This is a genomic window from Saccharopolyspora sp. NPDC049426 (assembly GCF_040676935.1).
Classification (GTDB): Bacteria; Actinomycetota; Actinomycetes; order Mycobacteriales; family Pseudonocardiaceae; genus Saccharopolyspora.
Genome location: NZ_JBFAPZ010000005.1, coordinates 438083 through 452554 on the forward strand (window position 1 = coordinate 438083; position 14472 = coordinate 452554).

Here is a 14472-nt window from a genome sequence, read left to right on the forward strand (position 1 = left end):
ACAAGGGGATCCGCGATGGCACAGACCGCCACCCGCAGCAAGCCGTCCACGCGCACCGGCGCGACCAAGACGCGGCGCTCCACCTCGGCGCGGGCCGCTGAGCGTGGCCGCTTCACGGGAGAGTCGCCCGAGCTGCTGCGCGACTACTTCTACGAGATGACCCTGATCCGCCGCTTCGAGGAGCGCGCCGCGCAGGGCTACACGCAGGCCAAGATCGGCGGCTACTGCCACCTCAACCTCGGTGAGGAGGCCTCGGTCGTCGGCCTGATGCGCTCGCTGCGCAAGACCGACCTGCTGTTCACCAACTACCGCGAGCACGGCTACGCCATCGCCAAGGGCATCGAGCCCGGCCGCGTGATGGCCGAGCTCTACGGCCGCACCACCGGCACTTCCAAGGGCTGGGGCGGCTCGATGCACATGTTCGACGTCGAAGCCGGTCTGCTCGGCGGGTACGGCATCGTCGGCGGCCAGATCCCGCTGGCCACCGGTGCCGCGCTGGCCATCGACTACCGCTCCGGCGACCAGGTCGTCATGTGCCAGATGGGCGACGGCACCACCAACATCGGCGCCTTCCACGAGGCGCTGAACATCGCCGCGCTGTGGAACCTGCCGGTGATCTTCGTGGTGATCAACAACCAGCTCGGCATGGGCACCACCGTGGAGAAGTCCTCGGCGGAGTCGGAGCTGCACAAGCGCGCTTCCGCCTACCGGATGCACGGCGAGCGGGTGGACGGCAACGACGTCCTCGCGGTCCGCGACGCGGCTTCCCGGCTGGTCGAGCAGGCCCGCGAGACCGGCCGTCCGGCGCTGCTGGAACTGGTCAGCGAGCGGCTCAAGGGCCACTCCGTGGTCGACCCGGGCAAGTACCGCGACGAGGAGTCGGTGGAGAAGGCCAAGCAGGCCGACCCCGTCGCGAACTTCCGCGCGGAGCTGATCCAGGCCGGTGTCCTCGACGAGGACGCGGCGGTCGAGATCGAGACCAAGGCGCAGGCCGAGGCAGACGCCGCCGTGGCCTTCGCCGACGACAGCCCGCACCCCGACGTCGAGACGCTGTTCGACTACACCTACGCCACGCCGGTCGCCAACGACTCGCGACGGCTGCCCGCCGACCCGCTGTTCGTGCACAACTGACGGGTCGAATCCTCAAGTCCCCTTGCGGTTTTTGCGACACCCCGCCACACGTATCGCAACCCGGTGACCGGGGTTTCTCGACGCCAGACGGGAAACCCCGGTCCTCGGGCCGCTCTTGACCGCTGTCCAGGAGAAATCCCTTGGCCCTCATGACCTATCGCCAAGCGCTGCACGACACCCTCCAGGAGGAGATGCGGCGCGACGAGGACGTGCTCCTCATCGGCGAAGAGATCGGAGTCTTCGAAGGCTCCTACAAGATCACCGCCGGCCTGCTCAAGGAGTTCGGCGAGAAGCGCGTCCGCGACACCCCGATCGCCGAAGAGGGCTTCGTCGGTGCGGCCGTCGGCGCCGCGATGCTGGGCCTGCGCCCGGTGGTCGAGCTGATGACGATCAACTTCTCGCTGGTCGCGCTCGACCAGATCGTCAACCACGCCGCCAAGATCTACGGCATGTTCGGCGGCCAGACCAGCGTCCCGATGGTGCTGCGCACCCCCGGTGGCGGCGGTCAGCAGCTGGGCGCCACCCACTCGCAGAACATCGAGCTGTACTACGCGTTCGTGCCGGGCCTGAAGGTCGTCGCGCCGAGCACGCCCGCCGACGCCAAGGCGCTGCTGCTGGCCTCGATCCGGGACGACGACCCGGTGCTGTTCCTGGAGAACCTCGCGCTCTACAACACCAAGGGCGAGGTCCCGGACGTGGTGGAGCCCGCCGAGATCGGCAAGGCGAAGGTGACCCGCGAGGGCACCGACATCACGATCATCGGCTACTCGCGGATGGCCGTCGTCGCCCAGCAGGTCGCCGAGAAGCTGCACGACGAGCAGGGCATCAACGCCGAGGTCATCGACCTGCGCAGCCTGCGCCCGCTGGACCGCGACACCGTGGTGCAGTCCGTGCGCAAGACCGGGTGCGCCGTGGTCGCCGAGGACGACTGGCTGACCTACGGCATCGGCGCGGAGATCGCGGCCTCGATCTCCGACGGTGCCTTCGACTACCTCGACGCCCCGGTGCGGCGGGTCGCGGCGGCCGAGGTGCCGCTGCCCTACGCCAAGCCGCTGGAACGTGCCGCCCTGCCGTCCGCGGAGTCGCTGACCACCGCCGTTCACCAGACCCTGGACGCGGTGGGCCGCCGCCGCTGAGTCCCGTGCTCACCCGAGGAAGACGATGACTGACATTCAGATGCCGAGGCTCTCCGACACCATGGAGGAGGGCGTGATCGCGAACTGGCACAAGCAGGTCGGTGACAAGGTCGCGCGCGGCGAAGTGGTGGCCGAGATCGAGACCGACAAGGCCCTCATGGAGCTGGAGGCCTACGACGACGGGGTGCTGGAGAAGATCCTGGTCGAGGCCGGCACGACCGTTCCGATCGGGGAGCCGATCGCGGTGCTCGGCGACGGTTCCGGTTCCGCCGCCGAGGCGGCTCCGGCGCCCGCCACCCCCGCTCCGGCCGCCGCCGAACCCGCTGCCGAGGAAGCGCCCGCAGCTCCGGCCCCGGCTCCGGTCGAGACCGCGGCCCCGGCCGAGCCCGGGAGCAAGCCGAAGGCCTCGCCGCTGGCCAAGGCCGTGGCCAAGGAGAAGGGCGTGGACCTGAGCACCGTGCGGGGTTCCGGTCCCGGTGGGCGCATCATCCGCGCCGACATCGAGACCGCCGCCTCGGCGGCCCCGGCCGAGCCCACCGCGGCTCCGGCCGCGCAGGCCAGCGCTCCGGCCGTCGTCAGCGACGACGTCGAGGAGATCCCGCTGTCCAACATCCGGAAGGTGACCGCCAAGCGCCTGACGGAGAGCAAGCAGAACGCGCCGCACTTCTACCTGACCAGCGCCATCGACGTCACCGAACTGCTGGAGTTCCGGGCGAGCCTCAACGAGCGCCTGCAGTCGGCCGGTGGCCCGAAGATCAGCGTCAACGACCTGATCGTCAAGGCCGTGGCGACCTCGCTGCGCGCCAACCCGGCGGTCAACGTCTCCTTCGCGGGCGACAAGATGCTGCAGCACAAGCGCATCAACCTCGGCGTCGCGGTGGCGATCGAGGGCGGTCTGGTGGTGCCGGTGGTCAAGGACGCCGACCGCAAGAGCGTCTCGGAGATCGCCGCCGAGAGCCGCGAGCTGGCGGGCCGGGCGCGTGAGGGCAAGCTGAAGCTCGACGAGATGTCCGGTGGCACCTTCTCGATCTCCAACCTGGGCATGTTCGGCATCGAGCAGTTCAGCGCGGTGATCAACCCGCCGGAGGCGGCGATCCTGGCGGTCGGCGCCGCCCGCGACGAGGTCCAGGTCCGCGACGGCGAGTTCGTGGCGCGCAAGATCCTGCGCGTGACGCTCTCGGCGGACCACCGCGCCGTCGACGGCGCGGTCGGTGCCGCGTTCCTGCAGCAGTTCACCTCGCTGCTGGAGGACCCGATCCGCATCATCGCCTGATCCTCTCCTCCGCAACCGAAACGGCCGTTGCCGACCTCCTCCGGGGTCGGCAACGGCCGTTTTCGCATTTCGAAATAGCATGTCGTGCAAGTAGAAATACTCATTCCGCGCTCGAATAACAATCGCTCCAGGAATGGGGATACCGCCGATCGGGTTGCGTTGCTGTCCATTCATCGCCAATGCCTCGGCTGATTCAGTGATCTACCTATCGTTTTCACGGAAATGGCCCTGGAGAACATCGCCCGCTTGGAAGACTCCCGCCCCGGATTCCGGCCGACCGCTCGGCCGATGCGTGACAAGGGGAGGACAGGTCCGCGAAGTGCTGAAAATCAGGGGGAAGCGCCTGGGGGCGTTGATCGCCGCGACCGCGGCGGTGACGGTGTCCTGCGGCCAGCAAGCGCCGCAGGCGCAGCAACCACCGGCAGTGGTGACGGTGACCCAACCCGCGCCGCAGGAGAGCGCCGAATCGCAGGGTTCCTCGGAGGAGACCTCGGAACAGGGCGGCTCCTCGGAGACGAAGGTCAGTCATCCAGAGGAGATCCCGACCCAGAAGCCATGTCAGACGTCGCAGCTCCGAGCCCGGTTCTACCCGGGCACGCTCGTCGGGTTGCACGACGATCCCACGCAGCCCGCCGGGGGATCGCGCACGAAGCTGCGGCTGGCGAACGTCGGAGCCAAGGCGTGCACCATCGAAGGTGATGCGCGGATCGAATTCCTGGATGGAACTGGCGCTGTCATGCCTGCGACGTTCGTGGACAAAGCGGGAACACTGCCCGCCGAGGCGATGAGCATCGGTACTCGCGAGGGCGTGGCTCAGGAACTGTACTGGATCTACCAGACAGGTGATTGCGTCGACGATCCGGCAAAGGTGCGCATCTATCCGCCGGACAACACCGAGTCAATCACGCTGGACTGGAACTTCGGCACGGTCTGCGGCGATCGTCGCGTCGAACGAACCCACCTCCACTCGGACTGACGCCAGGTGAAATTGCGCGGAAGAAGCGGAAAAGCGATGGAAATGAAGTCGGCTTTGAAAAACAACGGGAAGCGCCTTGGCGCGTTCGGGGCTGCGCTCGCAGCAGTAGCTGTTTCCAGCGCTTGTGGCCAGCTGGTACCGCAGGCGCCGCAGCCACCGGCGACGGTGACGGTGACACAGCCGCCACCACAGGAAAGTCCGACGAGCGGTTCGGAGTCCACTTCGGATTCTTCGGAGGCGCCGTCGAAGTCGAAGGAACCCGAAGCCGAAGACGGCCTCGCCTGCGCTGCCGAGGAGCTGCAGTTGCAGCTGGATCCGAACTACCCGCAGGCCGATGGCTCGCACATGACTCTGAAGGTCACCAACATCGGTGGTCGGCCGTGCCAGATCCGGGGCTATGGCGGATTGCAGTTCGTGGACTTCAACGGCAAGCCCGTCGACACCGAGCTGAACCGCCTGCAGGCGAACCCGCCGACGATCACCATCGAGCAGAGCCAAAGCGCCGGACTGGACCTGACCTGGGACATCTACCAGTCACCGTGCGTCGAGCCGGAGACGTTGCAGTTCACGCCGCCCGGTGATGACAAGGCGATCAAGTCGGTCTGGGGACGCGGCGCGGTCTGCCGTGGCGGGCTCGTCGATGCCACTGCGTTCCGCAACGTTTGGGGCGGCTGACCAGCCGACCTGTGAAGTCAAGGGGAGGAAGAATGCCACAGCCATTTGTCTGGTTGCTCGACGTGTTGCGCGCGGCCGGACTCAACGTGCATGAGACCGAGGGGTGGCGGGATCGTGCTGCGGAGGGACGCCCGCCCGCACCCGTCGGTGTGCTGCAGCACCACACGGCGACGCGAACCACGCCCCAGAAACCGGCGCCGACGCTGGACATGTGCATCAACGGGCGGTCCGATCTCGACGGCCCGCTGTGCCAGGCGTTGATCGGGTTGGACGGCTCCATCCACCTGGTCGCGGCAGGGCGGGCCAACCACGCTGGTGAGGCCAAGGCGTCCGGGCCGATGCCCGCCGCAGGGAGCGGAAACGACATCTACATCGGATTTGAGTGGGACTACCACGGTGTGGAACAGCACCCGTCTCGGGAGCAGTACGACGCCGCGGTCCGTGCAACCGCTGCGGTGCTCCGCCACCTTCGGGTGCCTGCTGAACACACGCGTGGGCACAAGGAGACGAGTGTGACCGGGAAGATCGACCCGGGCAACGTCGACCTCAACCAGTTCCGGGCGCACGTGGCAGCGGCGATGAATCCGCCCGCGCCGCAGCCGAACCCACCGGGACCGGCGCCGCATCCCCAGCCGCAGCCTCCGCAGGGGCCGCCGCCCCTTCCACCGATCCCCGACAGCCCGCCCGCGCGCGGGGGAAATCCCGGCCCGCCGGATCCGGCGGTGATGCGCGTCGTCTACCTGGTCGGCAAGCACATGAACGTTTCCGATTACGTGATGCTGGCAGCGTTCGAGACCGGTCTTGTCGAATCCCAGATGTCGAACCTCAACTGGGGGCACAGCACTTCGCTCGGAGTGTTCCAGCAACGCCCGGAGTGGTGGGGAACGCCGCCGCAGCTGATGGACGTGCGGTACGCGGCGACGAAGTTCTTCGAGGCAGCGCTGAAGAAGGAGCGCGAGAACAATCGGCGCAGCGCGGGGCAACTCTCTCAGGATGTGCAGGACTCGGCGCATCCTGAGCGTTACGATCAGCGGGAGGCGGAGGCGCGTCGACTGATCGACGAGACGGCCCGTTCCGTCCATCCCGCGCCGCCCGGGCCGAATCCGCCCCCGCATCCTGGCCAGCCGCCGGTGCCGCCACCGCCTGGCCCTCCGCAGCCGCCGAACCAGGGCCAGCCGCCGGTGCCGCCTCAGCCTGGCAAGCCCCCGCAGGGTCGGCCGCCGCAGCAGCCTCCGGCGCCGCCTGCTCCGCAGCCGCCTCCGCCGCCGCAGCCGGTGGTGCCGACCGTGTTCGGGTCCGGGATCCTGCCCGGCCCGGATGGTGCGCTGTCGGCGTTCGCGACGTCGACGTCCGGTGAGGTCGTCACCGCGTGGCAGGTCTCGCCCGGTGGCGACTGGGTCGGTTGGCTGGGCATCGGTGGCGAGCCCGAGGGGCGTCCGGTCGTGGTGCGCGAACCTTCAGGCGGCATGGTCGTTTTCGTGCGCGACCGCCATGGCGAGGTGATCACGGCGTCGTGCCCGCAGCAGGGTGCGAAGTGGAGTCCGTGGATCGGTCTGCGCGGTCAGATCGAGGAGGACCCGGTGGCGGTGCTGCGGCCGGACGGCGCGCTCGCGCTGTTCGCGGTCGGCAAGGACGGCAAGCTGCACAGCGCCGCGCAGGCCGGTCGGGGCGGGCACTGGACCGACTGGGACGACCACGGCGGTGACCTCATCGGCCGTCCCGCCATCGCGCTCGGTGCGAACGGAGCCGTGTCGGTGTTCGCCCGGAACTCGCAGCGCGAGGTTGTGATGTCCACGCAGGGCACCGCGGGCGCGGGCTGGTCGGAGTGGAAGGGCCTCGGCGGCAGCATGGCCGGCGACCCCGTGGTGGTGAGTCTCGCCGACGGCGTGGTCGTGCTGCTCGCGGTCGGCGACGACCAGCAGCTGTACAGCATGGAACGGCCCGGCGAAGGCGGGAACTGGTCCGACCTGGGCGGTGACTTCGTCGGCACCCCGGCGATCGGTCTCAACCCCAACGGCCGCTTGGAGGTGTTCGTCCGCGACACCGCGGGCGCGATCCACACCGCCGAGCAGCAGTCCGCCCACGGCGGCTGGTCGGCGTGGACGGACCTGGGCGGCGAGCTCGAAGGCGATCCGGTCGCCATCAGCCGCCCGGACGGCGCCTGCACGCTGTTCGCGATCGGCCGGGACGGTGACATGGTCACCGCTCACCAGCCCGAACCGGACTCCCCGTGGGAGCCCTGGACGGACCTGGTCGACTCGCTCAAGGCGTAGGCCCGAGAGTTCGAATTTCGCGCGAAATTTGAAAACCCAAGCTCCTGACCTGTGCGGACACGCCCGAGTTCAAGGGGATTCGAATTTCGCGCGAAATTCGAACGCCAAAGTCCTGCCTCGAACTTCGCGCGAAATTCGAATCCCGGCCGCCGGTTAGGACAGGGCTTCGAGGAGCTTCGGGGTGAGGTGGTCGAGGGCGTAGGGGATGCTGGAGACCGTTGCCGATCCCAGGGCCATGGTGAGGTCGTAGTCGTCGAGCAGGACCATGGAACCCCGCTTGGCGGCCGGGAGGTTGTTCAGCAGCGCGTCCTTGCGGACCGCTTCGACGTCGGTGGCCTTGGCCGTGGTGACGATGACGACGTCGGCGTCGAGCAGCGAGACCTGCTCCTTGCTGACCTTGACGTTGAACTTGCCGCCGCTGTCCATGCCCTCGATCGCCGGGGACAGGCGCAGCCCGAGCTGCTCCAGCAGCGCGGTGCGGGCGTCCTGCTTGGTGTAGGCCGCGTAGGTGCCTGCCGCGTCGGTGCGGACCACGACGTGCGTCTTGCCCTCGAAAACCGGGTTGGCCTTGCGGGTTTCATCGATGCGGGCCTGGGTCTTGCCGAGGAGGTCGGCGACCTCGGCCTGCTTGCCGAGGGCCTGTCCGATGGCCTCGGCCTGCACCCGCCAGTTGATGCCGTAGTCGATGGAGTTCGGCGGCTGCGCCACGACCGGGGCGAAGCTGCTCAACCGGTTGTACTGCTCCTGGGTCAGCGCGCTCTGCAGCGCGATGGTCGCCTCGGGTGCCAGGGCGATGACGCCTTCGACGTCGACCTCGCTGCCGAAGACCTTCGGGCGCCGGCCGCCCAGCATGGGCTCCACCCACGGGCCGACGCCGCTCTCCCACGGGCCCCACTTGGTCAGGCCGGCGGGGATCACGCCCAGCGGCAGCAGCACGTCGTGGTCGGTGATGCCCAGGGTGACCACGCGCTGCGGTGCCGCCTGGATGTCGGCCGCGCCGTAGCGGTTGGGGATGCGGACCGGGAATCCGGGGCCGGAAGGCGCGTTCCCGCTCGGGTTCGCGCCGCCGCCGCTGCCGCACGCGGCCAGGCCCGCCGCAACGAGTCCGGTCGCGCCCATCAGGAAGCCTCGACGGCCGATCACGCTGGGGGGAGGAGTCATAACCGAGTCCCTGTTCGTTCGGTTCCGGGCTCACCACCCGGAGCAGTAGTGTAAGAGAGGCTAACCTAACTCAGGCGTCGATCTGTCCGCGGTCGATCGGTGAATCTGCTCACCGGCCACGCAGTACGGTGGTTCGAGATCGCCGATCACGGGAGTTTCGAATGAGTTCGTTCGCCGCCGGAATCCGCGCGCTGGGATCCGGAACGGGCATCATCCTGCGCAGCCCGAAACTGCTGCTGCTCGGCGCGATCCCCGCCCTGATCAGCGCGCTGTTGCTGCTGGGGAGCCTGGGCGCGCTGATCTACTTCAGCGGTGACCTGACCAGCTGGATGACCCCGTTCGCCGACGGCTGGGCCGACTTCGCCCGCAAGGGCCTGCGCGTCCTGCTCGGCGCCGCCCTGGTGGGCGCGGCGGCCGTGCTGGGGTCGATCTCGTTCATCGCGCTCACGCTGCTCATCGGCGGACCGTTCTACGAGCACATCGCCGAGCAGGCGGAGAAGCAGCTCGGGCTGGACGCCTCCGACGACGGCGCCGGATTCGCCCGCCAGCTCGGCAGGGGAGTCCGGGACTCGCTCAAGCTCGTCCTGGTCGCGCTGCTCGGGGCCGTGGTGCTGCTGGTGATCGGGTTCGTCCCGGTCGCCGGGCAGATCGCGGGCGTGGTGCTGGGCGCGCTGTTCGGCGCGTGGGTGATCAGCCTGGAGATGGTGGGCCTGGTGTTCCAGCGGCGCGGCCTCGCCTTCGGCGAGCGCCACCGCAGCCTGCGCGAGCACAAGGCGATGACGCTCGGCTTCGGCCTGCCCGCCTACCTGCTGTGCCTGGTGCCGGTCCTGCAGCTGCTGATCATCCCGGCCGCCGTGGTCGGCGGCACGCTCCTGGCCCATCGCGTTCTCGACCAGCGGAGCGTCGTTGCTCCCGAGTGATGCGCCCGGCGGCTTAGAGTCGGTGCTGTGACACAGCCGGTTCAGCCTGACGAGTCCTACCTGCGCGCCGTCGCCGCAGCCACTGAGAAGGCCGTGGCCTCTGCCGAGCCATTGCGGTCCGCGCACGCCGGTGCCGATGAGGCGCTGCTCGCCGAGGTCGAGCGGTGGGTCACCGAGCACGGCGGTGACCTGCTCGGGCTGAGCCACGACCTGCACGCCGATCCGGAGGAGGCCTACGCCGAGCACCGATCGGTCGCGCGGGCCGCCGAGCTGCTGCGGCGCTTCGGCCACGACGTCGAGGTCGGCGTGGGCGGGCTGGACACCGCGCTGCGCACCGGCGTCGGGACGGACGGGCCGCACGTGGCGGTGCTCGCCGAGTACGACGCGCTGCCCGGCATCGGACACGGCTGCGGGCACAACATCATCTGCTCGGCCGGTGTCGGCGGGTTCCTCGCCGCGGCCACCGCCGCGCGGCGAACCGGCGGCCGGATCAGCCTGTTCGGCACGCCCGCCGAAGAAGGTGGCGGCGGCAAGGAACACCTCGCCAGGGCCGGGGTCTTCGACGACGTCGACGCCGTGGTGATGCTGCACCCGTTCTCGCACGACATCGCCACGCACCCGTTCCTCGGGCGCAGGCAGGTCGAGGTCGTCTTCCACGGGGTGGCCGCGCACGCCTCCGCGCAGCCGTTCATGGGCCGCAACGCGCTGGACGCGGTGGTGGCGACCTACCAGGGCGTGGCGGCGATGCGTCAGCACATGCCCTCCACCGATCGCATCCACGGCGTGATCACCGACGGCGGCAAGCGCCCCAACGTCGTTCCCGACCGGGCCGCGGCGCTGTTCTACGTCCGCTCCGCCGAACCGGGCTCGCTGCAGGACCTGGCGCAGCGGGTGGAGTCGATCGCGCACGGCGCCGCGGCGATGACCGGCTGCGGCGTCGAGCTGAACTGGGACCACAACCCGGCCTACCTGCCGATCCGGCACAACGACGCGCTCGCCGCCCGATGGGCGCGGCACCAGGCCAGGCGCGGTCGCACCTCGTTGCCTCGCGGCATCGTCCCGGACTACCTGACCGGCTCCACCGACCTGGGCAACCTCAGCTTCCGGATGCCCGCCATCCACCCGATGATCGGTCTGGGTGATGCGAACCTGTCGCTGCACACCGAAGGTTTCGCCGCCGCAGCCGGTTCCGCCGCCGGCGACGCCGCGGTGATCGACGGCGCCATCGGGCTCGCGCTGACCACAGTGGACTACCTCACCGACGGTGCGCTGCGGGACGCGGTCCGTGACGAGTTCGACGCCGCCGGGGGACCGCTGGACGTGCCGAACTACTTCAGCTGACCCGTTAGGGTTCCGCCGTGGACGAAATAGTGCGGAACGCGACCGCGCGGCTCCTCGATTCGGGGAACGTCGCCGCGCTCATCGCCGGGGTGATCGCACTCTCCCTGGTGCTCAACCGCGGAACCTGGCTGCCGCTGCGCAACGTGGTGACCATCGCCCACGAGGGCGGGCACGCGGTGGTCGCGCTGCTCAGCGGCCGCAAGCTCAACGGCATCCGGCTGCACTCCGACACCTCCGGGCTGACCGTCTCGACCGGCCGAGCCCACGGGCCCGGCATGGTGTTCACCCTGCTCGCGGGCTACCCGGCGGTGTCGCTGCTGGGGCTGGGCGGTGCGTGGCTGGTCACCTCCGACCGGGCGCGGTGGATGCTGTGGGGCTGCATCGCGCTGCTGGTGCTGGTGCTGCTGGCCGTGCGCAACGCCTACGGCGTGCTGTCGGTGGTGGTCACCGGAGGTGCGCTCGGAGCGGTGTCGTGGCTGGCGAGCCCGCCGTGGCAGGCGCTGTGCGCGGCGTTGCTGTGCTGGTTCCTGCTCATCGGCGGGCTGCGGCCGCTCAGCGAGCTGGGGCGGAAGCGGCGACGCGGGCGCGCCGGGGATTCCGACGCCGACCAGCTGGCGCGGCTCACCGGGCTCGGCGGCGGGGCCTGGATGTTCCTGTGGTTCCTCATCGGACTGGCATCGCTGCTGGTCGGAGGCTTCTGGCTGCTGCTGATGCCACAGGTGTGACGGCTCGTCCGAAGGGGCGGCCCCACGTGTGCGTCGGCACGAACTTGTTGCCGAGGCGCGGGTTATCCAGCAGCATCGCAGCGTGACGATTGCGAATGCTTTGGGTGGCGAGTTCGAGCTGGGCGGCGGTCTGGCGGTCAACCGCGTCGGGTTCGGCGCGATGCAGCTGGCGGGACCGGGCGTGTTCGGCCCGCCGAAGGACCGGGACGCGGCGATCGCGGTCCTGCGACGCGCCGTCGAGCTCGGCATCGACCACATCGACACCAGCGACTTCTACGGGCCGTGGGTGGTCAACGAGCTGATCGCCGAGGCTCTGCACCCCTACGCCTCGAACCTGGTGCTGGCCACCAAGATCGGCGCCTACCGGGACGACAAGGCGAACTGGCTGCCGCTGAACCACCCGGCCGCGCTGCGCTCCCAGGTGCACGACAACCTGCGTCGGCTGCGGGTCGACGCCCTCGACCTGGTCTACCTGCGCGACATGGGCCCGCAGGACGGCATCGCCTTCGCCGATCAGGTCGGGGCGCTGCACGACCTCAAGCAGCAAGGCCTGATCCGCACCATCGGTCTGTCCAACGTGGAGCTGGATCACTTCGAGGAAGCGCGGGCGATCACCCCGATCGCCTCGGTGCAGAACCTCTACAACGCGGTCAACCGGACCTCCGCCGCGCTGCTGCGCGTTACCGCGGAGGCGGACGTGGCGTTCGTGCCGTTCTTCCCGCTGGGATCCGGTTTCGCCGACAGCCGGGCGCGCGGCGACGACACGCTGAAGTCCATCGCGGGCAAGCACGGCGTCACCCAGGCGCAGGTGTCGCTGGCGTGGCTGCTGAACCGCTCCCGCAACGTCCTGCTGATCCCGGGCACCTCGTCGGTGGAGCACCTGGAGGAGAACGCCGCCGCAGGTGCGCTGAGCCTCGACGAGGCCGACACGGCGCAGATCGACGCGCTGGTCGCCGACGGCGAGACGCTGGAGGAAGCGCACTGATCAACTGCGGGTTGATCGATTTTGATCCGACGGCCTTGACGGCCTGGTGGTGCTCGCCCGGTATCCTGTCCGGGCGCGCCACCAGGTGTGCGCGCAGATCGTTTCGCTTCGCCAGGTTGACGCTGACGGACGGGTGAGATGAGCGAGGGAGATCCGGTCGGACCACCGCCGGAGTCCGAGTGGCGGTCCGATGTCGCGCGCCGCTGGACGTCCGAACTCCGCGCCACCGCCTACCTCCCGTTCTCCCCCGAAGAGGTCGAGGCGTCGCTCGCGGAACTGCTGGACATGGTCGTGCTCGCGCTGGGCGACACCTCCCGGGCCGTCGAGCCCGGGCGTGCCGTGGGTGCCCGGCTCGTCGAAATCCGCGCCACCGGCGAAGAAAGTCTTTCGGTGACCCTGAAGGTTCTTCAGGACGCGCTGCTTTCGGACACCACGAAGGTCGACGCGCTGCTGTCGGTGCTCACCGAGATCGCCGCCGGATACGCCGCGGCCGACCGCGAGAGCACCTTCGCCCAGCAGGAGACGCTGAACAAGGCCCTGCTGGCCTCCAAGCTCAAGACCGACCGCGAGCTCAAGGCCAGCGAAGCGCGCTTCAGCGAGGTGTTCACCTCCACCCCGATCGGCGTCGCCATCAGCGACCTCGAAGGCAGGTTCGTGCAGGTCAACCCGGCGTTCGAGCAGGTGCTCGGATATCACCGCGACGACCTGGCGCCGATGACCATCGACCGGCTCTTCCACCCCGAGGACGCCGAGTACCTCAGCGCCTCCTACCGCGAGCTGATCGACGGCGCGAACTCCAAGCGGATCAGCGACCGCAAGCGCCTGGTGCGCGCCGACGGCCAGGCCGCGTGGTGCTACCTGGGCGTCTCCGTGCTGCGCGGGGCCGACGGGGCGCCGAGCGGCGTGGTCACCATGGTCGAGGACATCACCGAGCTGCACCTGCTGCAGGACCGCTTCCAGCACCAGGCGCTGCACGACGCGCTGACCGGTCTGCCCAACCGCGGGTTCTTCCACACCCGGCTGGAAGCGGCGCTGGTCAACCTGCCGCGGGGCGGACCGGTGCACGATCCTGCCTCTTCCAGGCCTCCGCTCCTCGTTGTGCGCCGCGGGCGTGGGGAGCGGAGACGCGGGCCGTTCCGCTCCACCGCGCGGCCCGCCCTGACCGGGCGCGGACCGAACCCCCAGTCGGACCCCCGGTCAGCGGAAGCGAGGCGGGACCCTGTTCCCCCGGGGTCCCGACTCGTGAATCCCCCAGTGGGGATTGAGCGGGCCGGACGGAGTGATTCCCCCCAACCTCCGATCCGGCCCGTTCACCTTCTGCGGCCGAACGCGCGGGGCTTGTCCGGGAGGCGGCTGCGAGGGAGAGCGGTTTCGCCGCTCAGGCAGGGGGTTCGATGCCTCGGATGTAGCCCTTGCCGGTGCACTGGGGGCAGGTGCGCCACTCGGCCATGGTCATGCCGGTCTGCATTTCCTCGGTGGCCTGGATCATGTAGAGGCGCGGATCGCTGATCTTCTTGAGGCCGCCGCAGGTGAAGCACAGGGCGTTGGGCCCGTTGGCCTCGATACCGGCGTCTTCGCCACCCTCGTCCGACATGGGGTGAATCCTCACACGGGCGGCCCGCCGCCCCGCTGTCGGCCCGGGGTTTCCCGGCAGTAGGGACAGCGCCCCAAGGCCATCACCGTGGACACCTCGCCGGTGTCGAGCGCCAGGAACCGACGGGCCACCTTGATGTTGCCCGTGCCGCTGCAGCCTCGGCATTCCGAGTCCTCTTCCTCGGGCATCCGCGCTCACCTCCGTCGCTCCGACGCTACCGCCGGGTGGTCCGCCCGTCGATTTCGTCAACCGTCGGTTGACGAACCTGACAACGTCAACCTA

13 protein-coding genes are annotated in these 14472 nt (G+C 69.5%); 11 read left to right on the forward strand and 2 right to left on the reverse strand.

The features are described from left to right. Positions 1-15 precede the first annotated feature (15 nt). The 6 genes from pdhA (at position 16) to AB0J78_RS13830 (ending at position 7464) form a co-directional block, all read left to right on the forward strand. Positions 16-1131 (forward strand): pyruvate dehydrogenase (acetyl-transferring) E1 component subunit alpha, encoded by a 1116-nt coding sequence (pdhA, locus tag AB0J78_RS13805; protein ID WP_363789267.1) that lies wholly within the window; start codon positions 16-18, stop codon positions 1129-1131. A 140-nt stretch (positions 1132-1271) separates the two neighbouring features. Next, positions 1272-2267, forward strand: coding sequence for an alpha-ketoacid dehydrogenase subunit beta (locus AB0J78_RS13810; protein ID WP_132677341.1), 996 nt, complete (start codon positions 1272-1274; stop codon positions 2265-2267). A gap of 25 nt (positions 2268-2292) precedes the next feature. After that, a complete protein-coding gene (locus tag AB0J78_RS13815; RefSeq protein WP_363789268.1) occupies positions 2293-3540 on the forward strand; it encodes a pyruvate dehydrogenase complex dihydrolipoamide acetyltransferase in 1248 nt (415 codons plus the stop codon). A gap of 352 nt (positions 3541-3892) precedes the next feature. Next, positions 3893-4516: a DUF4232 domain-containing protein gene (locus tag AB0J78_RS13820; RefSeq protein ID WP_363789269.1), complete on the forward strand. Its 624-nt coding sequence runs from the start codon at positions 3893-3895 to the stop codon at positions 4514-4516. A gap of 36 nt (positions 4517-4552) precedes the next feature. After that, a complete protein-coding gene (locus AB0J78_RS13825; RefSeq protein ID WP_363789270.1) occupies positions 4553-5191 on the forward strand; it encodes a DUF4232 domain-containing protein in 639 nt (212 codons plus the stop codon). A gap of 32 nt (positions 5192-5223) precedes the next feature. Further along, positions 5224-7464, forward strand: coding sequence for an N-acetylmuramoyl-L-alanine amidase (locus AB0J78_RS13830; protein WP_363789271.1), 2241 nt, complete (start codon positions 5224-5226; stop codon positions 7462-7464). A 153-nt stretch (positions 7465-7617) separates the two neighbouring features. Here the strand turns inward: AB0J78_RS13830 and AB0J78_RS13835 are convergent, their stop codons facing one another. Further along, positions 7618-8625 (reverse strand): iron-siderophore ABC transporter substrate-binding protein, encoded by a 1008-nt coding sequence (locus tag AB0J78_RS13835; protein ID WP_363789272.1) that lies wholly within the window; start codon positions 8623-8625, stop codon positions 7618-7620. Between the two features lie 161 nt (positions 8626-8786). On the opposite strand from AB0J78_RS13835, the gene AB0J78_RS13840 reads away from it, so the two are divergent. The 5 genes from AB0J78_RS13840 to AB0J78_RS13860 all read left to right on the forward strand — a co-directional run bounded on the left by AB0J78_RS13840 (position 8787) and on the right by AB0J78_RS13860 (position 14105). Then, on the forward strand, positions 8787-9545 hold the full coding sequence (locus tag AB0J78_RS13840) for an EI24 domain-containing protein (protein WP_363789273.1): 759 nt from the start codon (positions 8787-8789) through the stop codon (positions 9543-9545). A 27-nt stretch (positions 9546-9572) separates the two neighbouring features. Beyond that, positions 9573-10886, forward strand: coding sequence for an amidohydrolase (locus tag AB0J78_RS13845; protein WP_363789274.1), 1314 nt, complete (start codon positions 9573-9575; stop codon positions 10884-10886). Positions 10887-10903: 17 nt separating this feature from the next. After that, the gene (locus AB0J78_RS13850) at positions 10904-11611 is read left to right on the forward strand and encodes a M50 family metallopeptidase (RefSeq protein ID WP_363789275.1); all 708 of its coding nucleotides are present in this window, start codon (positions 10904-10906) and stop codon (positions 11609-11611) included. An 82-nt stretch (positions 11612-11693) separates the two neighbouring features. Then, positions 11694-12596, forward strand: coding sequence for an oxidoreductase (locus AB0J78_RS13855; protein ID WP_363789276.1), 903 nt, complete (start codon positions 11694-11696; stop codon positions 12594-12596). 138 nt (positions 12597-12734) lie between these two features. Then, entirely contained in the window at positions 12735-14105 is a 1371-nt protein-coding gene (locus AB0J78_RS13860; RefSeq protein ID WP_363789277.1) for a PAS domain S-box protein, read from the forward strand. Between the two features lie 96 nt (positions 14106-14201). Here the strand turns inward: AB0J78_RS13860 and AB0J78_RS13865 are convergent, their stop codons facing one another. After that, entirely contained in the window at positions 14202-14378 is a 177-nt protein-coding gene (locus AB0J78_RS13865; protein WP_363789278.1) for a hypothetical protein, read from the reverse strand. Positions 14379-14472: the final 94 nt, after the last annotated feature.